Origin of the sequence: Kytococcus aerolatus (genome assembly GCF_900187395.1) — a bacterium.
Taxonomy (GTDB): Bacteria; Actinomycetota; Actinomycetes; order Actinomycetales; family Dermatophilaceae; genus Kytococcus; species Kytococcus aerolatus.
The window spans coordinates 31,785-55,395 of sequence record NZ_FYEZ01000001.1 but is presented as its reverse complement, the minus strand read 5'-3'; the positions used below and the strand labels follow the sequence as shown (position 1 = coordinate 55,395).

Sequence of the window (23,611 nt, the reverse complement as noted above, 5' to 3'; positions counted from 1 at the left end):
AGGATAGGCCCCTCACCCTCCCACGCCACCCTCCCGGGCGGTGGTGCGAGGATGAGCCCATGGCTCCCGCGACCCGCCCCTCCCGTGACGCGATCCCGCCCCGGACCCCGGCCACGCCGCCGGTTCCCGTGCCCCCGGCACGGCAGCGCGGCGAGTCCTTCGTGGACACCGAACGGCGTGCCCTGCTGGACACCCTGCGCGGGCTCGGCCCGGAGGCCCCCACCCTCTGCGAGGGCTGGGACGCCCGCGACCTCCTGGCCCACATGGTGCTCCGGGAGTCGCGCCCCGACGCCCTGCCCGGCATCGGCATGCCGCAGGGCCCGGCCGGAGCGCACACCGCGCGCCTCCAGCGGGAGCTGGCCGCGGCCGAGTGGGGCACCCTGCTGGCTCGCTTCTCCCGGGGACCGGCCCGGTGGATGCCCTTCGCCCTGCCCGGCGTCGGCGAGGCGGTCAACAGCGCCGAGTACCTGGTCCACCACGAGGACCTGCGCCGGGCCCAGCCAGGGTGGATCCCCCGGACGGACCGCGCCGTGCAGGAGGCCGCCTGGTCGGCCGTCCGCCGAGCGGGCCGCGTCCTGCACCGCCGCGCCCCGGGTGGAGTCGTGCTGGTGGCCCCCGGGTTCGGCCGGAAGGCCGTCAAGCGCCCCGGTGAGGGGCGCTCGTCGGTCGTCCTGACCGGGGAGCCGGTCGAGCTCCTGCTCCACGCGTTCGGCCGGGACTCCGTCGCCCGGGTCGAGATCACCGGTGACCCCGGTGAGGTCCAGGCCTTCCGCTCCACCCCCCGAGGGGCGTGACAGCACCGGCCCGCTCCCCCCGCCTGCCCGCCTCCTGGGAGGAGGTGTGCGGGCGGGTCACCCCTGAGCGCCTGCTCGTCGTGGCCGTCGACGGCCGCTCCGGAGCGGGCAAGACGACCTGTGCCGACCGGCTGCGCACCGATGCCGCAGCCCGGCTCGGGTGCCCGGCGGAGGCGGTCGGGCTGGTCGCCGTGGAGGACATGTACGCCGGCTGGGACGGCCTGGCCGCCGGACCGGCGCTGCTCGAGCGCTGCGTGCTGGCCCCGCTGGCCGGGGGTGCGGGCGTCGTGAGCTGGCCCTGCTGGGACTGGGAGGCCGGTGCCTACCGGCGGACCGGGCGGCTGGAGCGGCCCTCCTCCGGCCTGCTCCTCGTCGAGGGGGTGGGCTGCTCCGCCCCACCAGCCCGCGCGCTCGTCGACCACACGTTCTGGCTCGAGGCCCCCGAGCCGGCCCGGCGGGCCGCCGTCCGCCGGCGGGAGGAGCGGGCGGAGGGGGAGCCCAGCGACAGGTGGTGGCCCGGCTGGGCCGCAGCCGAGGAGCGGCTCCTGGCCCAGCACCCCCCGGTGTGGGACGAGTGCCTCGAGGGGGTGCTGCCATGACCACCGGTCCCACCCCCATGCCTCCCGGGGCCGGTCCCCCGGGGCCCGCGGGAACGCACCCCCGGCGCACTCCCACCGGGACGGTCGTCCTGCCGCCGGACACCCAGGACGAGGCCAAGCGCCTCAAGGCGCTCGAGCGCGCTGCCCGCCGGTCGGCCGAGGACGCCCAGATGCGGTGGAGCCGCCTGCGGGAGCGCTTCCTGCGCCTCGCGCAGGCTGCCCTCGGTGCCGGCCTCTCCTGGTGGGTGGCCCGCAACGTCTTCGAGCACGAGGCCCCCATATTCGCCGGGGTGGTGGCCCTGATCTGCCTGGGCATGACCTTCGGCAGCCGCCTCACGCGCGCCCTGGAGATCACCGTCGGCGCCGCCACGGGCATCCTCACCGGCGAGCTCATCGTCCACTACCTCGGGGTGGGCGGCTGGCAGGTGGCGCTCATCGCCCTGCTGGCCATGGCCATCGCCACCTTCGCCGGCGCCGGTGGACTGCTCACCATCCAGGCCGGGGTGCAGGGGGTGGTCGTCGCGACGGCCACCGCCCTGCCCGGTGGTGCCCTCTCGCGCTGGATCGACGCCCTCATCGGGGGGACGGTGGCGATCGCCATCGCCATGCTCACCCCGACCTCCCCCCTGCGGCGCCCCACCTCCGTCGCCCGGCGGCTCACCCGGGAGGTCGCCCGGGTCTTCGACCGCACCGCGCACGGTCTCACCGAGCGCGACGAGACGATCGTGGCCACCGCCCTCCGCGACGCCCGGTACACCGATCGGCTCATGGACGAGCTCCGCAGCCAGGTGGAGGAGGGAATGGCCCTGGCCCGCACCGTCCCCTGGTGGTGGGGGCGCCGGAAGGACATGCGCCGGATGGAGCGGCAGCTCACCGCGTACGACCGCCTGCTCCGCAACGCGCGCGTCATGGTGCGCCGCGCGGACGCCGCCCTGCTGGAGGGCGAGCCGGTTCCCTCCGACTACGTGGAGCTGGTGGCCGAGGCCGGGGACATCGCCTCCGAGCTGGCCAAGGTGGTGGGGACCGACCAGAGCATGAAGCCGATCCGCGCCCAGCTGGGCGAGCTGGCCCAGCGGAGCAACGTCCGGGCGGCCCGGCCCTCCCTGAGTGCCGAGGTGATCCGGGCCCAGGTCCGCTCGTCGATCGTCGACATGTTCATGGTGACCGGGCTGTCCTACGGCGAGGCGCGGGTCAGGGTGCCGGCGCGTCGTCTGGACGAGGACGACGAGCCGCAGGACTGAGCGCCTGCACGATGCCTGCCAGCCGGGCGGCCTCCTGCTCCGAGCTCCGCCCGTCGGCGGCCTGGATGGCCATCACCGCGAGCTCCTCGTCGCCCCGACGGGTGAGGCGCGCCCAGGGGTCACCCGGGGAGAAGCGGACCCCGGTGACCTGGTCCCACTCCACCCGCTGGGTCGTGAAGAGATTGCGCACGGTCATGCCCGACCGGTCCGGCACCGCCCGGATCATCGCGTAGCGCCACAGGAAGGACGCGATGGCCACCCCCGCCAGGGCAGCGGCGATCCGGTCCGGCAGGTTCCACGAGCTGGCCTCCCAGCCGATCATCGAGAAGACCACGACCATGGCCACGGCGGCGACCATCGCCATCCACCGTCCGCGGCGGGAGCGGAAGGGACGCAGCGGGTCCTGCGAGCGGTCAGCCACGGCGGGCCTCCTCGGCGAGGGCACGGAGCTCCTGGACGGCGGCGGCCGGGTCCTGGGTGCCGTAGACCGCGGAGCCGGCCACGAAGACGTCGGCCCCGGCCTCGGCGCAGGAGGCGATCGTCTCGGCGGACACTCCCCCGTCCACCTGGATGGCGAGCTCGAGACCCGCGGCCCCCACCGCCCGGCGGACCTCGCGGACCTTCTCCAGCTGGTCGGCCATGAAGGCCTGTCCGCCGAAGCCGGGCTCGACGGTCATCACGAGCACCATGTCGACCTCCGAGAGGAGGTCGGCGTGGTCCGCGAAGGGCGTGCCGGGCTTCAGCGCCATCGCCGGGGAGGCCCCGGCGGAGCGGATGTCACGGCAGAGCGTGCGGGGGTCCCGGCTCGCCTCCACGTGGAAGGTCACCGACTGCGCACCGATCTCGGCGTAGCGGGGTCCCCAGCGGTCCACCTCCTCGATCATGAGGTGCAGGTCCAACGGGACCGGGGAGACGGCGCGGATCGCCTCGACGACGGGCAGGCCGAGGGTGAGGTTGGGGACGAAGTGGTTGTCCATCACGTCCACGTGGGCCGCCTCGGCGGTGCGGATGCGGTCCAGCTCCTCCGCCAGCCGCGCGAAGTCGCACGACAAGATGCTGGGGTGGATGGCCAGGGTGCTCATCAGTCCTCCGGGGTGGTCCTGCGCAGCAGGCAGATGTACATGGCGTCGGTGCCGTGGACGTGCGGCCACAGCTGCACCGAGCTGGCCCGGGAGCCCTTGCCCTCCGGCACCCCGGCGGCCTCGTGCAGGGCCAGCTGCGGGGAGACCTCCGCGAGGACGGCACCGGTGTCGACCAGCTCGACGTCCTGCCGGCCCTTGAGCACGTCGTCGACCACGACAGAGGTCTCCGCCGGGTGGGGCGAGCAGGTCACGTAGGCCACCACGCCGCCTGGGCGGACGAGGTCCAGGGCGGCGCCCAGGAGGGATCGCTGCGTGGGACCGAGGGTGGCCAGGTCGGAGAGCTGGCGACGCCACCGGGCCTCCGGGCGGCGGCGCAGGGAGCCCAGACCGGTGCAGGGCACGTCGACGAGGACCCGGTCGAACTGGCCGGAGCGGTCCGCGGCCAGGTCGGCGCCGTCGCCGACGGTGATCTCCACCGGAGGATCGAGCGGGTCGACCCCTTGCGGGTGGAGCGCCTGCCGCACGAGCTCCGCCCGGTGCGCGTGGAGCTCGTTGGCCACGAGACCGGCGCCCCGCTGCGTGGCGGTGGTCGCCAGCAGGGCTGCCTTCCCACCGGGGCCGGCACACAGGTCCAGCCAGCGGCCGGTGTCCTCCCCGGTGGTCGTGGCGGCGGCCAGCACGAGGGCGGAGAGCTGCGAGCCCTCGTCCTGCACCCCGGCCCGGCCCTCGGCCACGGCGCGCAGCGCGCTGGGGGCACCCTCGGTGAGGGTGACCGCCGAGGGGGCCCACCGGCCGGGCTCGGTGGCACCGTGCTCCAGCAGCTCCTCGGGGGTCGACCAGCCCGGACGGGCCACGAGGGAGACGAGCGCCGGGGTGTTCTGGGACTCCAGCACGGCCTCGATCTCGTCCACCGGACGGCCCCGGTCGATGAGCCCGGCCTGCAGGGCGCGGACCACCCAGACGGGGTGCGAGTGGGCGACGGCGAGCCGCTCGGCGCCGGTGAGGCCCTCCGTGACCTCGGCCAGCCAGGTGTCCCGGTCCTTCTCGGTCATCCGGTGCATGGCGGCGTTCACCAGCCGGGCCGGGCCCGCCCCGTTCGCCCAGCGGGCCAGCGCGACGGTCTGGTCGGCGGCCGCGTGCGGGGGCACGCGCATGCCCAGGGCCTGGTGCGCCCCCAGCCGCAGGGTGCGGAGCAGCTCCGGGTCGAGGGTGTCCACCGCGCGCCCGGTGGCCCGCGCGATCACCGGGTCGTACAGACCCTGCATGCGCAGCGCCCCGAAGGCGAGCTCGGTGGCGAAGGCCGCGTCCCGGCCGGAGAGCCGGAAGCGTCGCATCACGTGGGGCAGCTCCAGGTTGGCGAAGGCGCCCTCGTCGACCGCCGCGAGCAGCTGGTAGGCCGCGGTGCGGGCGCCGTCGGCGCGGCGGGCACGGTCCCGCGGCGCACGCTCGGTGCGGCCGGGGCGGCGCTCGGGCTGGGAGCGGGTCCGGTTCTGGTCACTCACCGAGGGTCTCCTCCTGCGTCAGGCGGGCCCCACGGGCCCAGGCGTCGGCGTCCATCGCCGGCTTCCCCGGCGGTTGCACCCGGAGCAGCTCGAGCTCCCCGGAACCGGTGCCCACGAAGAGCGACCCCCCACGGTCCGCGAGGCGGCCGGGCGGCAGCGCCGACTCCTCCCCGGTCGCCTCCACGGGGCGGGCCAGGAGCACCTTGAAGCGCTGGCCTCGGAAGGTCGTCCAGGCCCCCGGGGCCGGGGAGCAACCCGCGACCCGGCGGGCCAGGACGTGCGCGGGCTGGTCCCAGCGGAGCTCGGCGTCGGCCGGGGTGAGCTTCGGGGCCCTGGACACGCCGTCCTCCCCCTGCGGGCGGGGCTCGAGGCCCCCGTCCACCAGGCCGTGCAGGCTCTCCCCCAGGAGGCGCGGCCCGGCGTGGGCGAGGCGCTCCAGCAGGTCCCCTGCGGTGTCCAGCGGGCGGATCGTCTCGGTCATCACGCCGAGGACGGGCCCGGTGTCCATCCCGGGCGTCAGCACGAAGGTGGTGGCCCCGGTCACGTCGTCACCGGCCATGAGGGCGTGCTGGACCGGGGCGGCACCCCGCCACGCCGGGAGGACCGAGAAGTGCAGGTTCACCCACCCGTGGCGGGGGATCTCGAGCACGGACGCCGGCAGGAGGGCACCGTAGGCCACGATCGCCCCGACGTCGGGCTCCAGGGCCCGTAGCGCGGCGGCGGGCTCGTCCTCCCACGGCCGGTCGGACTCGATGACGGGGATCCCGTGCCGCTGGGCCGCCGCCTTCACCGGGCTGGGGCGCAGGGTGCGCCCGCGCCCGACGGGGGCGTCCGGGCGGGTCAGGACGCCCACGACCTCGTGGGCTCCCTCCGCGGCGAGGGCCACGAGGTGCTCCAGCGAGGGGACGGCGGGTTCCGGGGTTCCGGCGAAGACGATGCGCACGAGGCAGGAGTCTACGGAGCGAGCCACTCGTCGGGGTCGACGGTCACCAGCAGGTGCCCCCCGGCACGGCGGGCGGAGCGATGGGCCCGGAGGTGGTGCACCGCCCGGGCGAGCTCGTCGTGCTCGGCGTGGGGGGCCCGGACCCAGGCCTGCGCGGCCTCCTCGGGCTCCAGCCCCCACCGGGCCGGGATCGCCCCCACCCCCACGGGGACCGGCCCGAGCACCTCGTGCAGGGTGGTGGCGGCAGCGAGCTCCTCCAGGCCGCCGACCACGTCGTGCCGGTGCCCGAGCAGGTGGACCATCGACACCGCCGGGGGCAGCCGGGTCTCCCGCCGCTCCGCGAGCTGCTGACGCGCCAACCAACCCGGGGTGTGACGGACGAAGGCCTCGACGGCCGGGATGCCCCCGTGGGCCGGCACCCCGCAGAGGACGACCCCGGCTCCGTCCCGGCGGGCGTCGGCCGCTGCGGAGGACCAGCGGCGCATCGCCTCCCCCTCGGCGTCGGTGAGGGGGAGCTCCAGGCTCACCGCACCGTCCAGGAGCAGGACCGCTGCCCAGCCGACGGGCGTCCGCGGCTCGCAGCCCGGGGTGGCGATGACCAGGGCCGGTTCGGCATCGACCTCGTGCAGCGGGGACGCGGCGGTGGACTGCCGGACCGGGACCCCGGGGAAGGCCCGCCCCAGGTCGTGCACGGTCCGCGCGGTCCCCGGTGAGCCCCACCGCAGGCGCTGGCCACCGCAGTGCGTGCACTCCCACCGGTCCACGGTCTCCCCGCAGGTGCGACAGGCCAGGGACGCCTCCGGGCCGTCCTGCCCGAGCCGGCCCGGGCAGCGCGGGCAGCCGGCCTCACGGCGGCACTCGGCACAGCGCAGCGAGCGGGCGAATCCGGTGCGAGGCACCTGGACCAGCACCGGGCCGGTCTCCAGCCCCCGCCGAGCGGCCTGCCAGGCGACGCTGGGGATCCGCGCCACGTGGGCGCCGGCGTCCCGCTCCGCGTCCTGCCCCTCCCCCGCCACGTGGCGACCTGCACCGAGCCGGCGAGCTGTGGCGGGGTCGGCCTCCAGGTCCACCAGCCGCCCCTGCTCGACCCACTGCTGGACCGTGAGGGTGCGCGAGGGACCGGCCGCGACGAGGGCCGCCCCCTCCAGCTCCGCCCGGAGCGCGGCCACCTGTCGGGTGTGGGGGTGCGGGGTCCGCGGCTCGATCCACGAGTCGTCGGCGTCGTCCCACCAGGCGACCACCCCGAGATCACGCACCGGGGCGAAGGCGGCCGAGCGGGTGCCGACGACGATCCGGTGCCGCCCGTCGAGGACCCGCAGCCAGGTGGCGGCCCGGGCCCGTGGTCCGTCCGCCGCGGTGAGGCGGACGACCTCGCCCAGACAGCTCTCCTCCCGGGTCGCCGCCACCGCCAGCAGGTGCTCCACCTCCCGCTCGTCCGGCACCAGCAGGAGCGCGCCCCGGCCGCCGGCGTGCGCCGCGACCGCGAGATCGCAGAAGGCGTGGGCCCAGTCGGCCGCCGGATCACCGGCCGAGGGGGCCGCCACCCAGGCCGCCCCCGGGGCCTCGCCCGCGCTGATGCGCTGCAGGAGGGCCGCCGCCGCGGCCACGCCGCGCCAGGCCGGACCGGGGGACGGGGCGGCGGGTGCCGGGAGCGCGCCCGCTCCCTCCCTCGCGTCGGACACCCCCTCCGTTCCCGCCTGCTGCTCGGCCAGCCAGGCCTTCTCCACCGAGGCGTGCCGGGCCGGGAGGGCGAGGCGCACCACGTCGGCCACGGTCCCCCCGTAGTGGGCGGCCACCCGCCGGCACAAGGCGTGGAGCCGCTCGGTGAGCACCGGCACCGGCGAGACCACCGCGCGCAGCGAGGAGAGGCGTCCGGCGTGCTCGGACTGCTCGACCCGCTCGGTGATCCATCCTTCCTCGGTGCGACCGGCCATCGGGACGGTGACCCGCACGCCCGGCCGCGCCCGCTCGTCCAGGTCGGCTGGCACGAGATAGTCGAAGAGCCGGTCCAGGTGGGGCAGCGCCCCGGCCACGAGCACCCGCGCCACGGGCAGGTGCTCGGCCGGCTCGCCACCCCCGACGGGCTGCTGGGGCACGCTGAGCCCCGGCACCGGGAGCAGCGGCTCGGTCATCGGCGCCTCAGCGCTGCGCCACGCGCTGCAGGGCCTCCACGCGGTCGGTGTTCTCCCAGGTGAACGCCCGGGCCACACCGGGGGCCGCGCGGCGACCGAAGTGCCCGTAGGCGGCGGTCGGCTGGTAGATGGGTCGCTTGAGGTCCAGCGCCTCCACGATCGCGCCGGGCCGCAGGTCGAAGACCTCCCCGATGGCCTTCTCGATCCGCTCCACCGGGACGCGCTCGGTGCCGAAGGTCTCGACGTACAGGCCCACCGGGTGCGCCGAGCCGATGGCGTAGGCCACCTGGATCTCGCAGCGGTCGGCCAGCTCGGCCGCCACCACGTTCTTCGCCACCCAGCGCATCGCGTAGGCCGCCGAACGGTCCACCTTGGAGGGGTCCTTCCCGGAGAAGGCACCCCCGCCGTGGCGCGCCATGCCGCCGTAGGTGTCCACGATGATCTTCCGCCCGGTCAGGCCGGCGTCCCCCATCGGCCCACCGATGACGAAGGTGCCGGTCGGGTTGACCAGGACGCGCAGCTCGTCGGTCCCCAGGGCGATGCCGGAGTCCGCCGCCTGCTGGAGCACCGGGTCGATGACGTGCTCGCGCACGTCGGGGGTCAGCACGCCCTCCAGCGGGATGCCGGGTTCGTGCTGGGAGGACAGGACGATCGTGTCCAGCCGCACCGGGCGTTCGCCGTCGTACTCCACGGTCACCTGCGTCTTGCCGTCCGGGCGGAGGTAGGGCAGCGTCCCGTCCTTGCGCACCTGGGTGAGGCGCTGGCTGAGGCGGTGCGCCAGCCAGATCGGCAAGGGCATGAGCTCAGGGGTGTCCCGGCAGGCGTAGCCGAACATCAGCCCCTGGTCGCCGGCCCCCTGCCGCTCGTGGGCGTCGCCCTCGCCGCGACGGGACTCGTAGGAGTCGTCGACCCCCCGGGCGATGTCGACGCTCTGGTCACCGATGGAGACCTCGACCCCGCAGGTCAGGCCGTCGAAACCCTTCTCCGAGCTGTCGTAGCCGATGGTGCTGATCGTGTCGCGCACCACCTTCGGGATGTTCACGTACCCGCTCGTGCGCACCTCGCCGGCGACGTGCACCAGGCCGGTGGTCACCATCGTCTCCACCGCCACCCGGGCGTCGGGGTCCTGGCGCAGCATCTCGTCGAGGATGCCGTCGGAGATCTGGTCGCAGATCTTGTCGGGGTGACCCTCGGTCACGGACTCGCTGGTGAACAGGCGGGGCATGGCTTCTCCTTGGTGCAGCGGCTGCTGTCTGACGACGCGTCGACCCGACGCGCGGCACAGCCTAGGGGCAGGCCCCGACAGCCGGGGCTCCGCGCCGTGCTGCGGGGTGGACCGGTGTCAGGTGCGTGCGGGGGTGGGCAGGGCCTGCACCGCGTCCCAGACGGCCTCGGCCAGCTCGGTCTTCGGCGCCGGCCCGACCGTGCGCTCGCTGCCGTCGGCGCCGAGCAGGTGGACGGTGGCCGAGTCCTTGCCGAAGGTCGTGTCCACCCCGACCTCGTTCGCCACGAGCAGGTCCACCCCCTTGCGGGCGAGCTTGGCCCGGGCGTGCTCCAGGACGCTCGCGCCGTCGTCGCCGGTCTCGGCGGCGAAGCCCACGATGACCGGGTCCGGCCCACCCGCCGCACGCTCGGCGTCGCGGCGCTCCACGGCGCCGGCGAGGATGTCGGGGGTGCGCTCGAGCTCCAGCACGAGGCCCTCGTCCTCGCCCTGCTTCTTGATCTTGCTCTCCTCCACCCGGGCCGGGCGGAAGTCGGCCACGGCGGCGGCCATGACGAGCACGTCAGCCTGCCGCTCGAAGAGCTCCTCCGCGACGGCGAGCTCCAGTGCGGTGGCGTCCGGGGTCGGCACCACCTGCACACCGGCCGGGGGCCCCACGTCCATGGCACAGGCCAGCAGCACCACCTCGGCCCCGCGGTCCCGGGCGGCGGCGGCCAGGGCGACCCCCATCCGCCCGGAGGAGCGGTTGCCCAGGTAGCGGACCGGGTCCAGCGCCTCGCGCGTCCCCCCGGCGCTCACCACCACCCGGCGGCCGGCCAACGGACCCTCCGAGACGCCCACCGGGGCGTCGACCCGGGCGAGGGCCTCAGCGTGGATGAGCTCCGGGTCGGGCAGCCGGCCCGGACCGGAGTCCTTCCCAGTGAGGCGTCCCACGGCCGGCTCGATGACGTGGACCCCGCGCTCGCGCAGCGTCGCCACGTTGGCCACCGTGGCCGGGTGGTGCCACATCTCGGTGTGCATCGCCGGGGCCACCACCACCGGGCAGGTCGCAGTGAGTAGGGTGGTCGTCAGCTGGTCGTCGGCCAGCCCGGCGGCCATCCGGGCCAGCAGGTCGGCCGTGGCCGGGGCCACCACCACCAGGTCGGCCTCCTGGCCGACCCGCACGTGGCGCACGCCGGGCACGTCGGTGAACACGTCCGTGGCCACCGGGTGGCCGCTCAGGGCCTCCCAGGTCGGGGCACCCACGAAGCGCAGCGCGGCCTCGGTCGGCAGCACCGTCACCTCGTGGCCGGACTCGGTGAAAAGCCGCAGCAGGCTCGCGGCCTTGTAGGCGGCGATCCCCCCGGCGACACCGAGCACGACCTTCATCAGGCCTCCGGAGCCTCGTCGGTCGCGGCCTCGTCGGCCGGCGCCTCCACCGGGGCGGCGTCGGGCGCGTCGACGCTCACGTCCACGTTCTCCGCGGGCAGGACGACGTCCTCGTCCTCCTCCACCGCCTCGATCGCGGGCAGGTCGTCGGCCTCCTCGACCTCCCCGAGGACGGTGCGGACCAGCTTGTCCTCGTTGATCTCGCGCAGCGCCACCGAGAGCGGCTTGTCGGAGCCCTCGGCCTCCACCAGTGGGCCCACGTACTCCAGCAGGCCCTCCTCGCCCTGCTGCGAGTAGTAGGCGTTGATCTGGCGGGCGCGCTTGGCCGAGTAGATGACCAGGGCGTACTTGGAGTCGACGTGCTTGAGCAGGTCGTCGATGGGCGGGTTCGTCACGCCGATGGGGGCGGCCTTGGTGCCGGACATGGATCCTCCTGTGGATCGGGACTCTGGATGATGGGCGCCCCGGACGGGGCGGGAGCTCACGGGGTGGCGCGGCGCTCGGCGGGGACCGGCGGCGGGTCGAGGATCAAGTCTACGAGGTCGCGTCCTGCCTGCTCGACCGTCTCGTTGACGACGGTCACGTCGAACCAGTCCCGGGCGGCCATCTCGGTGCGGGCCGTCTCCAGCCGCCGCTCCCGCTCCTCGGGTCCCTCGGTCCCCCGACCGACCAGGCGGCGGACCAGCTCGTCCCAGGACGGGGGGGCCAGGAAGACGAAGAGCGCCTCGGGCATGGACTCGCGGACCTGTCGGGCGCCCTGGAGGTCGATCTCCAGCAGGGCGGGTCGGCCGGACCCCAGCGCCTCCTCCACGGGGCCGCGGGGGGTGCCGTAGCTGTGGACGCCGTGGACGACCGCGTGCTCCAGCATCTCCCCCTCCTCCACCATGGCCGAGAAGCGCTCCGGGTCGACGAAGTGGTAGGTGCTGCCGTCGACCTCACCGGGGCGGGGCTGCCGGGTGGTCGCCGAGACCGACACCCAGACCTCCGGGTGCTGCTCCATGACCCACCGGCACACCGTGCCCTTGCCGACCGCGGTCGGACCGGCCAGCACCACGAGACGTCCGCTCATCGCACTCCCTCTGCACATCGGCGCGCGAGGCGCTCTGACTGGTGGACACCCAGCCCCCGCAGACGGCGGGAGGGGGCGATGCCGAGCTCGTCGACGAGGCGGCCGGCGCGGACCGGCCCAATGCCGGGCAGGCACTCCAGGAGCGTGGTGACCCGCAGCTTCGCGACCGCCTCGTCGGTGCGGGCGACGGCGAGGACCTCCCCGATGCTCATCCGGCCCTCGCTGACGGCCTGCTTGACCTCGGCGCGCCGGAGCCGGGCCTCGACGGCCGCACGCGCGGCGTCCTGCCGCTGCTCGGCGGTGAGGGCGGGAAGGGACACGCAACTCTCCTGGGCGTCGGGACGGACCACTCCCCCGGACCGGGCCAGGGGGAGGTCGCAGTCTACCGCTGGCCCGCGAAGGCCGACGCCCAGCCGTCGACGGCCTCGACGAGCTCCTCGACCGAGCCGGCGTGGCGCAGCACGTCCCGGCTCACCGAGGCCAGCGACCGACCCGCGGCCGCCTCGCCGAGCACACCGACGAGATCAGCGGCCGCGCCGCCCTGGGCGCCGAAGCCCGGGACGAGCAGCGGAACCTCCCCCCGGTCCAGGTCCAGCTCCCGCCGGGCGTCGGCGACCGTGATCCCGACGACCAGGCCGACGTCCCCGTCGTGCCCGGCGGCCCAGCGCGCGACGGACCGGGCGACGGTCTCCCCCTCGGCGACGAGGGCCGTCTGGACCGCGGCCGCCTCCGGGTTGGAGGTCCGGCAGAGCACGAAGGCCCCCGCCCCGTCGGCCCGGGCCGCCGCGACGATCCCGTCCAGCGACTCCGGGCCGAGGTAGGGGGACAGGGTCACCGCGTCGCAGCGCAGGGGTGCGCCCTCGCCGAACCAGGCACGGGCGTACCCCGCGTTCGTGGAGCCGATGTCACCGCGCTTCGCGTCGAGCACCACGAGCGTGCCGGCGGCGCGCAACCCGGCGATCGCCTCCTCCAGCACCGCGATCCCCGCCGCCCCGAAGGCCTCGAAGAGTGCCGACTGGGGCTTGACCGCGGCCACCCGGCCCGCGAACGCCGCGACGCAGCGCTGCGTGAACTCCCGCAGCCCCTCGACATCGGCCTCCAGCTCCACCGACTCCAGAAGGGCCGGATGGGGGTCGATCCCCACGCAGAGCGGACCGTGCTCGGCCAGGGCGGCCTGCAGCCGCTCACCGAACCCGGCCATCAGGCGTCGGCCCCGGTCCGGCTGGCGGCCGCGATGCCGTGCAGGTCCAGCCCGGCGGTGTGGGCCTGCAGCGGCTTCACCTCGAGCTCGGAGTCGCGGAGCGACTCGATGGCCTGCACCGCGGCACCCAGCTGCTGCACGGTGGTGATGACCGGCACCCCGGCGGCCGCCGTGGCCGCCCGGATCTCGTAGCCGTCGGCCCGCGCGTCACGCCCCGAGGGGGTGTTGACCACCATCGCGACCTCGCCGGCGGTGATCTGGTCGATGATCGTGGGCTCCCCGTTCGGACCACGGCCCTCGCTGAGCTTGCGGGCCGGCTCGGCGGTGACCCCGTTGCGGCGCAGCACCTCGACGGTGCCGGCGGTGCCCAGCAGGCGGAAGCCGAGATCGGCCAGCCGCTTGATCGGGAAGATCACGCCCCGCTTGTCCCGGTTGGCCACGGAGACGAAGACCGTCCCGGACTCCGGCAGCGGCGTCGTGCGCCCCATCTCGGCCTTGGCGAAGGCCGTGCCGAAGATGCTGTCGATGCCCATCGCCTCGCCGGTGGAGCGCATCTCCGGGCCGAGCAGGCTGTCCACGATCTGCCCCTCCCGCGTGCGGAAGCGCTTGAAGGGCAGGACCGCGGCCTTCACCGAGACCGGGGCGTCCGGGGGCAGCAGCCCGCCGTCGGCGTGTGCCGGGAGCAGGCCGTCGGCCTTGAGCTCGGCGATCGTCTCCCCGAGCATGATGCGGGCCGCGGCGCGGGCCAGCGGGACACCGGTGGCCTTGGAGACGAAGGGCACCGTGCGGCTGGCGCGCGGGTTGGCCTCCAGCACGTAGAGGACCCCCTGGGCGATGGCGAACTGCACGTTGAGCAGGCCGCACACGCCGATGCCCTCCGCCAGCGCCCGGGTGGCCTGGCGCACCTTCTCCAGCTCCTCGCTGCCGAGGGTGACCGGCGGGATGACGCAGGCCGAGTCGCCGGAGTGGATCCCGGCCTCCTCGATGTGCTCCATGACCCCGCCGAGGTAGAGCTCGGTGCCGTCGTAGAGGGCGTCGACGTCGATCTCGACGGCCTCGTCGAGGAAGCGGTCCACGAGGATCGGCTTGTCGGGGGTCACCAGGGCGGCCCGCTCCACGTAGCCCCGCAGCGAGTCGTCGTCGTAGACGATCTCCATCCCCCGCCCGCCCAGGACATAGCTGGGGCGCACGAGCACCGGGTAGCCGATCTCCTGGCTGATCGCCACGGCCTCGTCGGCCGAGAAGGCGGTGCCGAAGCGGGGTGCCGCGAGGCCGGCCTCGGCCAGCACGCGGCCGAAGTGGCCGCGGTCCTCGGCGCGGTCGATCGCCTCCGGGGAGGTGCCCACCACCGGCAGGCCGGCGTCGGCGAGCTCCTGGGCCAGGCCGAGCGGGGTCTGCCCCCCGAGCTGGACGACCACCCCGGCGATCGGTCCCGCCTGGAGCTCGGCCTGGTAGACCTCGAGCACGTCCTCGAGGGTCAGCGGCTCGAAGTACAGGCGGCTCGAGGTGTCGTAGTCCGTCGAGACGGTCTCCGGGTTGCAGTTCACCATCACGGTGTCGTACCCGGCCTCGCGCAGCGCGAAGCTGGCGTGCACGCACGAGTAGTCGAACTCGACCCCTTGGCCGATGCGGTTCGGGCCCGAGCCGAGGATGATGACGGCCGGGTTCTCCCGCGGCGCCACCTCGGACTCCTCGTCGTAGCTGGAGTAGTGGTACGGCGTGCGCGCGTCGAACTCCGCCGCGCAGGTGTCGACCGTCTTGTAGACCGGACGGATGCCCAGGGCGTGCCGGACGCCGCGGACTACGGCCTCCTCCATGCCGAGCAGGAGGGCCAGCTGCGGATCGCTGAAGCCGTGTCGCTTGGCGTGGGCGAGCACCTCCGGGCGCAGCCGGCCGTGCCGCTCCACGTCGGCCACGATCGCGTCCGCGGTCTCGTTGAGGGAGGCGATCTGGTCGAGGAACCACGGGTCGATGGCGGTGGCGGCGTGGGCCTGGTCGACCGTCGCCCCGCCCCACAGGGCCCGCTGCACCTGCTGCAGGCGGCCGTCGGTGGGGGTGGCCGCCTCCGCCAGGAGCTCGCGCACCTCGTCGACGTCGGGGCGGTCCGCCGGGTCCCAGCGGAAGGAGGAGTCCTTCGCCTCGGTGGAGCGCAGGGCCTTCTGCAGCACCTCGGTGAAGTTGCGGCCGATGGCCATCGCCTCCCCCACCGACTTCATGGTGGTGGTCAGCGAGGGGTCGGCCGCCGGGAACTTCTCGAAGGCGAAGCGGGGCACCTTCACGACGACGTAGTCGAGGGTCGGCTCGAAGGACGCCGGGGTGGAGCCGGTGATGTCGTTGGGCACCTCGTCGAGCGTGTACCCGATGGCCATCTTCGCGGCGATCTTGGCGATCGGGAAGCCGGTGGCCTTGGAGGCCAGCGCCGAGGAGCGGGAGACGCGCGGGTTCATCTCGATGACGATCATCCGACCGTCCTCGGGGTGGATCGCGAACTGGATGTTGCAGCCGCCGGTCTCCACGCCCACCTCCCGGATGACCGCGATGCCGACGTCGCGCATCCGCTGGTACTCGCGGTCGCTGAGCGTCATCGTGGGGGCCACGGTGATCGAGTCACCGGTGTGCACGCCCATCGGGTCGAGGTTCTCGATCCCGCAGACCACCACCACGTTGTCAGCGTGGTCGCGCATGACCTCGAGCTCGTACTCCTTCCAGCCGAGGATGGACTCCTCGATGAGCACCTCGGTGGTGGGCGAGTCGCGCAGCCCGGCCTCGCCCATCCGGCGCAGCTCGGCCTCGTCGTGCGCGAAGCCCGAGCCCAGCCCGCCCATGGTGTAAGAGGGCCGCAGCACCAGCGGGTAGCCCATCTCGTCGGCGGCGGCGAGCATCTCGTCCATGCTGTGGCAGATGACGCTGCGGGCCGTGTCGGCCCCGCAGCGCTCGACGACGCCCTTGAACAGCTGTCGGTCCTCGCCGAGCTGGATGGCCTCGACGTTCGCCCCGATGAGCGGGCAACCGTACTTCTCCAGCACACCCGCCTCGTGCAGCGCGATCGCGCAGTTCAGGGCAGTCTGCCCGCCGAGGGTGGCGAGCACCGCGTCGGGACGCTCCTGGGCGATGATCCGCTCGACGACCTCGGGGGTGATCGGCTCGATGTAGGTGGCGTCTGCGAACTCCGGGTCGGTCATGATCGTGGCCGGGTTGGAGTTGATGAGGATGACGCGCAGGCCCTCCTCCTTGAGCACCCGGCAGGCCTGGGTGCCCGAGTAGTCGAACTCGCAGGCCTGGCCGATGACGATCGGGCCGGAGCCGATGACCAGGACGGACTGGATCTCAGGGTTGCGGGGCATCAGCGGGACTCTCCTGCGGTGGTCAGGGCGGCGATCTGCGCGCTGCGGTCGGCAGCGCTGCGCGTGGTCATGAGCTCCACGAAGCGGTCGAAGAGGTACTCGCTGTCGTGGGGCCCGGCGGCCGCCTCCGGGTGGTACTGGACGGAGAAGGCGGGGCGGTCGAGCATCTCCAGCCCCTCGACCACCTGGTCGTTGAGGCACACGTGGGAGACCCACACCCGACCCAGGCTCGCGTCGTGCGGCGCGGTGACCACGGCGTCCAGCGGGGCGTCCACCGCGAACCCGTGGTTCTGGGCGGTGATCTCCACCTTGCCGGTGGTGCGGTCCATCACCGGCTGGTTGATGCCCCGGTGCCCGAAGTCGAGCTTGTAGGTGCCGAAGCCGAGGGCGCGGCCGAGCAGCTGGTTGCCGAAGCAGATGCCGAAGAAGGGGATGCCCTGCTCGAGGACGCCCCGGAGCAGCGCGACGGCCTCGTCGGCGGTGGCCGGGTCACCGGGCCCGTTCGAGAAGAAGACCCCGTCTGGCCCGTCGGGGGTCGTGACCCCGGGCACCGCACGCAGCTCCTCCAGCGTGCTCTCCGCGGGCAGCACGTGCACCTCGATACCGCGGGCGGCCAGCAGACGCGGGGTGTTGCTCTTGATGCCCAGGTCCAGCGCGGCCACCGTGAACCGGTGCTCGCCCTGCGCGGGCACCACGACCGGCTCGGGAGTCGTGACGGCGCTGGCGAGCTCGCGGCCCACCATCGCCGGGGCGGCCCGCACCTCGTCCACGAGCGCAGTCACAGGGCGCTCGCCGGCCGGTCCGGAGAAGATGCCGGCCCGCATGGCCCCCCGGTCCCGCAGGTGGCGGGTCAGGGCGCGGGTGTCCACCCCGCTGATACCGACGACCCCGCGCTCGGCGAGGACCCCCTCCAGCGGCTGCTCGCTGCGCCAGCTCGAGGGCCGGGGGGCGGGGTCCCGGACCACGAAGCCCTCGACGAAGACGTCGCGGGACTCGTCGTCCTGGCCGGTCCACCCGGTGTTCCCGACGTGCGGGGCGGTCATGGCGACGATCTGCCCGGCGAAGCTGGGGTCGGTGAGCGTCTCCTGGTAGCCGGTCATGCCGGTCGTGAAGACCATCTCCCCCAGGGTCGTGCCGCGGGCGCCCCAGGCATGGCCGCGGTAGCGGGTGCCGTCCTCCAGGACGAGCACGGCGGGCTCGGGGCTGAAACGGTCCGGGGAGCCGGTGGGCTCGGTGGTCGCGGTCATGCGCGGTCCTCCTGGCTGGGAACGCCGCCGGTGGGCAGCTCGTCGAGGGTCGAGTGGGTGGCGCGGCCGGCGCGGAGCGTCGCGACGACGGCCCCGTGGAAGGTCTGGCCGTGCCAGGGGTTGTTGCGGGAGCGCGAGAGGGAGGCCTCGCGGTCGATGGTGCGGGCGGCCTCCGGGTCCACCAGCGTCACGTGGGCGGGTGCCCCCTCCACCAGGCCGGCCCCCTGGCGCCGGGCGCCGGGGAGCTCGTCGAGGCGGGCGATGCGGGCCGGGGCGCTGGACATGACCCGGGCGACGTCCGCCCAGTCGAGCAGCCCGGAGCGCACCATGACCTCGCTCACCACCGGCAGGGCGGTCTCCAGGCCGAGCATGCCGAAGGCGGCGTCGACGAAGGCGTGGTCCTTGTCCTGCCGGGCGTGCGGGGCGTGGTCGGTGGCCACGATGTCGATGGTCCCGTCAGCCAGCGCCTCGCGCAGGGCCTGCACGTGCTCGTCGGGACGCAGCGGCGGGTTCACCTTGAAGACGGGGTCGTAGCCCTCGAGTCGGTCGGTGGTGATGGCCAGGTGGTGCGGGGTGACCTCGGCGGTGACGTCGATCCCCTGCGCCTTGGCCCAGCGGACGACCTCGACACCGCCGGCGGTGGTCACGTGGGCCACGTGGACGCGGGAACCGGTGTGCTTCGCGAGCATCACGTCGCGGGCGATGATCGTCTCCTCGGCCACCTGCGGCCAGCCGGGCAGTCCGAGCCGACCGGAGGTCTCGCCCTCGTGGCAGCAGGCCGTGCCGTCGGCCAGGCGCGGGTCCTGGCTGTGCTGGGAGATCACGCCGTCGAAGGCGCGGAGGTACTCCAGGGCGCGCCGCATGAGCCGCGCGTCGCCCACGCACCTCCCGTCGTCGCTAAAGACGCGGACCCGGGCGCGGGAGCGGGCCATGAGGCCGAGCTCGGCGAGCTCCTCCCCCGCCAGCCCCTTGCTCACGGCGCCGACCGGGTGGACGTCCACCAGGTCGGCCCGCAGGCCGAGCTCGTGGACGTACAGGGCGCGCTCGGCGGTGTCGGTCACCGGGTTGGTGTTCGCCATGGCGAGCACGGCGGTGAAACCGCCGGCCGCGGCCGCGGCCGAGCCGCTGGCGACGGTCTCGGTGTCCTCGCGGCCGGGCTCCCGGAGGTGCACGTGCATGTCCACCAGCCCCGGCAGCGCCACCAGGCCGGCGGCGTCCACCCGCCGCGTGCCGGAGGGCGCGACCGCGGCCGCGTCGCCACCGACCGCACGGACCGTGCCGTCGACCAGCAGCAGGTCTCCCGGACCGCCGCCGGCCAGGTCCGCCCCGGTGAGGAGCAGGGAGGAGTTCTGGGTCATGAGTTCTCTCCGTTCAGCAGCAGGTCCAGCACGGCCATCCGCACCGCGACCCCGGCCCCCACCTGGTCGAGCACCCGGGAGCGCGCGTCGTCGGCGGCCTCGGTGGCGATCTCCAGGCCCCGGTTCAGGGGCCCGGGGTGGCAGATGGCGGCGTGGTCGGGCAGCAGGGCCAGACGGTCACGGGTGAGCCCGTAGCCGATCGTGTACTCGCGCGGCGTGGGGAAGAAGCCGCCGGCCATGCGCTCGGCCTGGACGCGCAGCATCATCGCGGCGTCGACCGTGGGGAGCACGACATCCAGGTCGTCGGCGATCTCGAAGCCCTCGGCCTGCGACCAGGAGCGCACCCCGCTGGGCAGAAGCGTCGGGGGCGCCACCACCGTCACCCGTGCCCCCAGGGCCCGCAGCGCAATGACGTTCGAGCGGAAGACCCGCGAGTGGGTCACGTCCCCGACGATCGCCACGTGCGCCCCCTGAAGGGAGCCGAGTTCCCGGCGCAGGGTGAGCGCGTCGAGCAGCGCCTGGGTGGGGTGCTCGTGGGTGCCGTCGCCAGCGTTGAGCACGGAGACGCCCGTGCCGGCCTCGTCCAGCCAGCGGGCCACCTGGTGCGGGGCCCCGGAGGCGGGGTGCCGCATGACGATCGCGTCCACCCCCATGGCCGCGATGGTCGCCGTGGTGTCGCGGAGGGACTCCCCCTTGCTCACCGAGGAGCCCTTGGCGGCGATGTTGATGGTGTCGGCGCCGAGCCACTTGCCGGCGATCTCGAAGGACGAGCGGGTGCGGGTGGAGTCCTCGAAGAAGAGGTTGATGACGGTCCGCCCGCGCAGCTCGTCGCGCTTCTTGACCCGCTCGGTCCGCAACGGGGCGAAGCGCTCCGCGGCGTCGAGGATCTCGACCAGGGTGCCGGCCGACAGTCCGGCCAGTCCGAGCAGGTGCTTCATGCGTTCTCCCGGGGGTGGGGGCGGAGGATCTCCACGGCATCGCGGCCGTCGTGCTCGGCCAGGCGCACCTGGACCCGCTCGTCGGTGGCGCTGGGGAGGTTCTTGCCGACGTGGTCGGCGCGGATCGGCAGCTCGCGGTGGCCGCGGTCGGCGAGCACGGCCAGGCGGATGGCCCGCGGGCGCCCCACCGCCGAGACGGTGTCCATGGCGGCCCGCACCGTGCGGCCGGTGTGCAGGACGTCGTCCACGAGGACGACTACGCGGCCGTCGACGCGCACCTGCGGCTCGAGGAAGGCTCCGGTCCCCGCCGGGCCGCCCACCGACCGGTCGGAGGGGTCGGCGGCGAGGTCGTCGCGCCGGTGGCGGGGGTCGATCGCAGCCACCGGCACCTCGATGCCCTCGATGGCGCGCAGCGCGTCGGCCAGGCGGTGGGCCAGCGGGAGGCCCCGGCGGGGGATGCCCAGCAGGACGAGGTCCTGCGGGCCGTGGTTGCGCTCGAGCAGCTCGTGCGCCATGCGACGGACGGCGCGGGCGATGTCGCGCTCGTCGAGGACGGCGCGCACGGGTTCGGGCAGGGTGGGTTCCACGGTCACTCCTGGGACTCCTTGCCCGCCTCACAGGACGGGTCGTTAAAGGACGTCGGACGGCCCAACCCTAGAGCATGCTCGAGGCCCCCGGCACCGGTGGTGGCGGGGGCCTCGAGGAGGGTCATGCTGCGGGGTCCGCCCTCCTCAGAGGACGGTGGCCTTCATCTGGCTGATCCGCGAGAGCAGCCCGGAGACGAAGTCCGGCGAGTCGTCCGTGGAGAGCGCCGAGGCCAGGGCCACGGCCTCGCTGATGGCCACCGCGTCGGGAACGTCCTCGGACCAGACGATCTCGTAGACGCCGAGGCGCAGGATCGCCCGGTCCACGGCTGGCATGCGGTCCACGGACCAACCCTGCGACCAGGTGGCCAGGGCCTCGTCGATGCTCGCCCAGTGCTCGACCACACCGTCGACCAGCTCGACGGTGAACGCCGGGATGCCGACCGGAGCCTCCGGGTCCTCGCGGCGGGAACCCATGAGGGCCCGGACGTCGATCTTGCGCTGGTCGGCCTCGTAGAGGAGGTCGACGGCGCGCTTGCGGGCCTTCGAACGGGCCGCCATCAGCTCACGCGGGAGATGTACGAGCCGTCGCGGGTGTCGACCTTGACGACCGTGTCCTGCTCCAGGAAGAGGGGCACCTGGATCTCGGCGCCGGTCTCCAGGGTGGCCGGCTTGGTGCCACCGGTGGAACGGTCGCCCTGGAGGCCGGGCTCGGTCTCGGTGATGCGGAGCTCCACCGACGGCGGGAGCTCGATGTAGAGCGGGTTGCCGTTGTGGGTGGCCACCATGACCATCTGGTTCTCGAGCATGAACTTCGCGGCGTCGCCCACGATGGTGGCCGGGACCATGAGCTGGTCGTAGTCGCGGGTGTCCATGAACACGTAGGAGTCCCCGTCGGCGTACAGGTACTGCATGTCACGGCGGTCGACGTTCTCCGTCTCGACCTTGGTGCCGGCGTTGAAGGTCTTGTCGACGATCTTGCCGCTCATCACGTTCTTGATCTTCGTGCGCACGAAGGCGGGACCCTTGCCCGGCTTGACGTGCTGGAACTCCTGCACCTGCCAGAGCTGGCCCTCGAGGTTCAGCACCATCCCGTTCTTGAGGTCGTTCGTCGTTGCCACGTCATCGTCCTTCGTCGTCGTCGGTGGCCAGCGGGCTCCTGCCCGGGACCGGCCGGGGTCACGGTCGGGGCCGACACAGCGGCCTCGTGCTCTCGCTAGTCTACCGAGGTGCTCCTCGCTGCCCGGCCCTCCTGCGGCACTGGTAGGAAGGTGCCATGCAGCTGATCAAGGTCCTCGCCCTCCCCGCCGCCGGCCTGGCCGGCTGGGCGGCCCAGAACGCCTTCCAGAAGAAGCACGCGATCCTGCGGAACTTCCCGGTGCTCGGCAACGCCCGCTTCGCGCTGGAGACGATCGGACCGGAGCTGCGGCAGTACATCGTCTCGGCGAACAACGAGGAGCGCCCCTTCACCCGCGACCAGCGTTCCTGGATCTACGCCTCGGCCAAGCAGCAGAACACGTACTTCGGCTTCGGCACGGACAACAACGTGGAGTTCGACGAGGGCTGGCTGGTGGTCAAGCACCGCACCTTCGCCAGCGAGGCGCCCCCCACCTCCCACGGTCACGGCGACGACCCGGCGATGATCCCGTCGGCCAAGATCCTCGGTGGCCCCCGTGGGCGCCGGCACGCCTTCCGCCCCGCGTCCATCGTCAACGTGTCCGCCATGAGCTACGGCTCGCTCTCCGGCGCGGCGATCCGCGCTCTGAACAAGGGTGTGGCGATGGCCGGGGCCATGCACAACACCGGCGAGGGCGGCCTCTCCGAGCACCACCGGCAGGGCGGCGACCTGATCCTCCAGGTCGGGACCGGCTACTTCGGCTGCCGGGACGAGCAGGGTCGACTCTCGATCCCGAAGCTCGTGGAGCTCACGGCCGACGCCCCCGTGCGCGCCATCGAGATCAAGCTCTCCCAAGGGGCCAAGCCGGGCCTGGGCGGCATGCTGCCCGGGGAGAAGGTGACCGAGGAGATCGCCGCCATCCGTGGCGTCCCGGTCGGCGAGGACGTCGCCTCTCCTTCCCGCCACACCGCCTTCCACGACGTCGACTCGATGCTGGACGTCGTCGAGGAGATCGCCGAGGCCACCGGGCTGCCGGTCGGGATCAAGTCCGCCGTGGGCGAGATGGGCTTCTGGGAGGAGCTCGCCGAGCTCATGCAGGACCGCACCCGCGGCGTGGACTTCATCACCATCGACGGTGGTGAGGGCGGGACCGGCGCCGCTCCCCTGCTCTTCGCCGACCACGTCGCCCTGCCCTTCCGGCTCGGCTTCGCCCGCGTGTACTCCACCTTCGCCCGGGCCGGGCTGGCGGACGAGATCACCTTCATCGGTGCCGGGAAGCTCGGCCTGCCGGCCAACGGCATCGTGGCCATGGCGCTGGGCGCGGACATGATTTACGTGGCCCGCGAGGCGATGATGGCGGTCGGCTGCATCCAGGCGCAGAAGTGCCACGCCGACAGCTGCCCGACGGGCGTGGCCACCCAGAACCCCTGGCTGGAGCGGGGGCTGGACGTGCCGAGCAAGGCCGTGCGCTGCGGAAACTACCTCCGTGCCCTCCGGGCCCAGCTGCTGCGGCTCTCGGAGGCGGTGGGCGTGGCCCACCCGGGCCTGGTGACCACCGACGACCTCGAGCTCATGTGGGGCACCCGCGAGGGGCGCAGCATCCGCGAGGTCTACGGCTACGAGCCGGACTGGGGATACGTCCACGGGCAGGCCCGGGAGCAGATCGTCGACATCATGCACCAGCTGGTGGCGCCGGACCCCCTGGACCACACCCAGGCTGACGAGCCCAGCACCGCGGGCCGCCAGCCCAGCACCGTGGCTCACTGACGGGAGCTCCGCCCCACGACGTGCCGCCCCTCCGTCGGGCGGCGTGTTGCATTTCGGTAACAGGGTGCTCTGGCGTTCGTGTCCCCACCCCACGCCTGTCTAT

At 74.1% G+C, this 23,611-nt stretch carries 21 protein-coding genes and 1 pseudogene; 4 read left to right on the top strand and 18 right to left on the bottom strand.

Features of this window, described 5'->3' with window-relative positions:
- Positions 1-59 precede the first annotated feature (59 nt).
- From CFT82_RS00235 to CFT82_RS00225, 3 genes are read left to right on the top strand one after another with little or no spacing between them, the layout of a single operon-like run.
- A complete protein-coding gene (locus CFT82_RS00235; RefSeq protein WP_088817111.1) occupies positions 60-794 on the top strand; it encodes a TIGR03085 family metal-binding protein in 735 nt (244 codons plus the stop codon).
- Entirely contained in the window at positions 791-1,393 is a 603-nt protein-coding gene (locus CFT82_RS00230) for a nucleoside/nucleotide kinase family protein (protein ID WP_200815013.1), read from the top strand. The genes CFT82_RS00235 and CFT82_RS00230 overlap by 4 nt, the downstream gene beginning before the upstream one ends.
- The gene (locus tag CFT82_RS00225) at positions 1,390-2,634 is read left to right on the top strand and encodes an FUSC family protein (protein ID WP_088817110.1); all 1,245 of its coding nucleotides are present in this window, start codon (positions 1,390-1,392) and stop codon (positions 2,632-2,634) included. The genes CFT82_RS00230 and CFT82_RS00225 overlap by 4 nt, the downstream gene beginning before the upstream one ends.
- Here CFT82_RS00225 and CFT82_RS00220 read toward each other — a convergent pair.
- The 18 genes and pseudogenes from CFT82_RS00220 to efp all read right to left on the bottom strand — a co-directional run bounded on the left by CFT82_RS00220 (position 2,585) and on the right by efp (position 21,745).
- Positions 2,585-3,055, bottom strand: coding sequence for a PH domain-containing protein (locus CFT82_RS00220; RefSeq protein ID WP_234994200.1), 471 nt, complete (start codon positions 3,053-3,055; stop codon positions 2,585-2,587). The two genes, CFT82_RS00225 and CFT82_RS00220, sit on opposite strands and share 50 nt — an antisense overlap.
- A complete protein-coding gene (gene rpe, locus CFT82_RS00215; RefSeq protein WP_088817109.1) occupies positions 3,048-3,716 on the bottom strand; it encodes a ribulose-phosphate 3-epimerase in 669 nt (222 codons plus the stop codon). Before rpe ends, CFT82_RS00220 begins: the two co-directional genes overlap by 8 nt.
- The gene (locus CFT82_RS00210; protein ID WP_088817108.1) at positions 3,716-5,218 is read right to left on the bottom strand and encodes an RsmB/NOP family class I SAM-dependent RNA methyltransferase; all 1,503 of its coding nucleotides are present in this window, start codon (positions 5,216-5,218) and stop codon (positions 3,716-3,718) included. Before CFT82_RS00210 ends, rpe begins: the two co-directional genes overlap by 1 nt.
- Positions 5,211-6,161, bottom strand: a complete 951-nt coding sequence (fmt, locus tag CFT82_RS00205) for a methionyl-tRNA formyltransferase (protein WP_088817107.1) — start codon at positions 6,159-6,161, stop codon at positions 5,211-5,213. The genes CFT82_RS00210 and fmt overlap by 8 nt, the downstream gene beginning before the upstream one ends.
- Positions 6,162-6,172: 11 nt before the next feature.
- Positions 6,173-8,293 carry a primosomal protein N' family DNA-binding protein gene (locus CFT82_RS00200; RefSeq protein WP_159461802.1) on the bottom strand — a complete coding sequence of 707 codons (2,121 nt, stop codon included), beginning with the start codon at positions 8,291-8,293 and terminating at the stop codon, positions 6,173-6,175.
- Positions 8,294-8,300: 7 nt separating this feature from the next.
- Positions 8,301-9,518 (bottom strand): methionine adenosyltransferase, encoded by a 1,218-nt coding sequence (gene metK, locus CFT82_RS00195; RefSeq protein WP_088817106.1) that lies wholly within the window; start codon positions 9,516-9,518, stop codon positions 8,301-8,303.
- Positions 9,519-9,635: 117 nt separating this feature from the next.
- The gene (gene coaBC, locus CFT82_RS00190) at positions 9,636-10,883 is read right to left on the bottom strand and encodes a bifunctional phosphopantothenoylcysteine decarboxylase/phosphopantothenate--cysteine ligase CoaBC (RefSeq protein WP_088817105.1); all 1,248 of its coding nucleotides are present in this window, start codon (positions 10,881-10,883) and stop codon (positions 9,636-9,638) included.
- Between the two features lie 173 nt (positions 10,884-11,056).
- Positions 11,057-11,308: pseudogene (gene rpoZ, locus CFT82_RS12300) on the bottom strand (DNA-directed RNA polymerase subunit omega); the annotation flags it as partial.
- A gap of 56 nt (positions 11,309-11,364) precedes the next feature.
- Positions 11,365-11,952: a guanylate kinase gene (gene gmk, locus CFT82_RS00180; protein ID WP_088817103.1), complete on the bottom strand. Its 588-nt coding sequence runs from the start codon at positions 11,950-11,952 to the stop codon at positions 11,365-11,367.
- On the bottom strand, positions 11,949-12,272 hold the full coding sequence (gene mihF / locus CFT82_RS00175; RefSeq protein ID WP_088817102.1) for an integration host factor, actinobacterial type: 324 nt from the start codon (positions 12,270-12,272) through the stop codon (positions 11,949-11,951). The genes gmk and mihF overlap by 4 nt, the downstream gene beginning before the upstream one ends.
- Positions 12,273-12,334: 62 nt before the next feature.
- On the bottom strand, positions 12,335-13,153 hold the full coding sequence (gene pyrF / locus CFT82_RS00170; RefSeq protein WP_088817101.1) for an orotidine-5'-phosphate decarboxylase: 819 nt from the start codon (positions 13,151-13,153) through the stop codon (positions 12,335-12,337).
- A complete protein-coding gene (gene carB, locus CFT82_RS00165; protein ID WP_088817100.1) occupies positions 13,153-16,497 on the bottom strand; it encodes a carbamoyl-phosphate synthase large subunit in 3,345 nt (1,114 codons plus the stop codon). Before carB ends, pyrF begins: the two co-directional genes overlap by 1 nt.
- A complete protein-coding gene (carA, locus tag CFT82_RS00160; RefSeq protein ID WP_088817099.1) occupies positions 16,497-17,744 on the bottom strand; it encodes a glutamine-hydrolyzing carbamoyl-phosphate synthase small subunit in 1,248 nt (415 codons plus the stop codon). The genes carB and carA overlap by 1 nt, the downstream gene beginning before the upstream one ends.
- Complete coding sequence (locus CFT82_RS00155; protein ID WP_088817098.1) at positions 17,741-19,102, bottom strand: dihydroorotase; 1,362 nt, start codon at positions 19,100-19,102, stop codon at positions 17,741-17,743. Before CFT82_RS00155 ends, carA begins: the two co-directional genes overlap by 4 nt.
- Complete coding sequence (locus CFT82_RS00150; RefSeq protein ID WP_088817097.1) at positions 19,099-20,040, bottom strand: aspartate carbamoyltransferase catalytic subunit; 942 nt, start codon at positions 20,038-20,040, stop codon at positions 19,099-19,101. Before CFT82_RS00150 ends, CFT82_RS00155 begins: the two co-directional genes overlap by 4 nt.
- Positions 20,037-20,627 carry a bifunctional pyr operon transcriptional regulator/uracil phosphoribosyltransferase PyrR gene (gene pyrR, locus CFT82_RS00145; protein ID WP_268807399.1) on the bottom strand — a complete coding sequence of 197 codons (591 nt, stop codon included), beginning with the start codon at positions 20,625-20,627 and terminating at the stop codon, positions 20,037-20,039. Before pyrR ends, CFT82_RS00150 begins: the two co-directional genes overlap by 4 nt.
- 144 nt (positions 20,628-20,771) lie before the next feature.
- Positions 20,772-21,185 carry a transcription antitermination factor NusB gene (gene nusB, locus CFT82_RS00140; protein ID WP_088817096.1) on the bottom strand — a complete coding sequence of 138 codons (414 nt, stop codon included), beginning with the start codon at positions 21,183-21,185 and terminating at the stop codon, positions 20,772-20,774.
- Positions 21,185-21,745, bottom strand: a complete 561-nt coding sequence (gene efp, locus CFT82_RS00135) for an elongation factor P (RefSeq protein WP_088817095.1) — start codon at positions 21,743-21,745, stop codon at positions 21,185-21,187. The genes nusB and efp overlap by 1 nt, the downstream gene beginning before the upstream one ends.
- 155 nt (positions 21,746-21,900) lie before the next feature.
- Between efp and CFT82_RS00130 the strand changes: the two genes are divergently transcribed.
- Positions 21,901-23,508 carry an FMN-binding glutamate synthase family protein gene (locus tag CFT82_RS00130; RefSeq protein ID WP_088817094.1) on the top strand — a complete coding sequence of 536 codons (1,608 nt, stop codon included), beginning with the start codon at positions 21,901-21,903 and terminating at the stop codon, positions 23,506-23,508.
- Positions 23,509-23,611: the final 103 nt, after the last annotated feature.

Excerpts from the sequence above, each read along its gene's own strand:
- CFT82_RS00225 (WP_088817110.1), top strand. The coding sequence starts at position 1,390 with ATGACCACCGGTCCCACCCCCATGCCTCCCGGGGCCGGTCCCCCGGGG.
- CFT82_RS00235 (WP_088817111.1), top strand. The coding sequence starts at position 60 with ATGGCTCCCGCGACCCGCCCCTCCCGTGACGCGATCCCGCCCCGGACC.
- CFT82_RS00130 (WP_088817094.1), top strand. The coding sequence starts at position 21,901 with ATGCAGCTGATCAAGGTCCTCGCCCTCCCCGCCGCCGGCCTGGCCGGC.
- rpe (WP_088817109.1), bottom strand. The coding sequence starts at position 3,716 with ATGAGCACCCTGGCCATCCACCCCAGCATCTTGTCGTGCGACTTCGCG.
- coaBC (WP_088817105.1), bottom strand. The coding sequence starts at position 10,883 with ATGAAGGTCGTGCTCGGTGTCGCCGGGGGGATCGCCGCCTACAAGGCC.
- metK (WP_088817106.1), bottom strand. The coding sequence starts at position 9,518 with ATGCCCCGCCTGTTCACCAGCGAGTCCGTGACCGAGGGTCACCCCGAC.
- pyrF (WP_088817101.1), bottom strand. The coding sequence starts at position 13,153 with ATGGCCGGGTTCGGTGAGCGGCTGCAGGCCGCCCTGGCCGAGCACGGT.
- gmk (WP_088817103.1), bottom strand. The coding sequence starts at position 11,952 with ATGAGCGGACGTCTCGTGGTGCTGGCCGGTCCGACCGCGGTCGGCAAG.
- CFT82_RS00150 (WP_088817097.1), bottom strand. The coding sequence starts at position 20,040 with ATGAAGCACCTGCTCGGACTGGCCGGACTGTCGGCCGGCACCCTGGTC.
- carB (WP_088817100.1), bottom strand. The coding sequence starts at position 16,497 with ATGCCCCGCAACCCTGAGATCCAGTCCGTCCTGGTCATCGGCTCCGGC.
- carA (WP_088817099.1), bottom strand. The coding sequence starts at position 17,744 with ATGACCGCGACCACCGAGCCCACCGGCTCCCCGGACCGTTTCAGCCCC.
- nusB (WP_088817096.1), bottom strand. The coding sequence starts at position 21,185 with ATGGCGGCCCGTTCGAAGGCCCGCAAGCGCGCCGTCGACCTCCTCTAC.
- CFT82_RS00200 (WP_159461802.1), bottom strand. The coding sequence starts at position 8,293 with ATGACCGAGCCGCTGCTCCCGGTGCCGGGGCTCAGCGTGCCCCAGCAG.
- CFT82_RS00155 (WP_088817098.1), bottom strand. The coding sequence starts at position 19,102 with ATGACCCAGAACTCCTCCCTGCTCCTCACCGGGGCGGACCTGGCCGGC.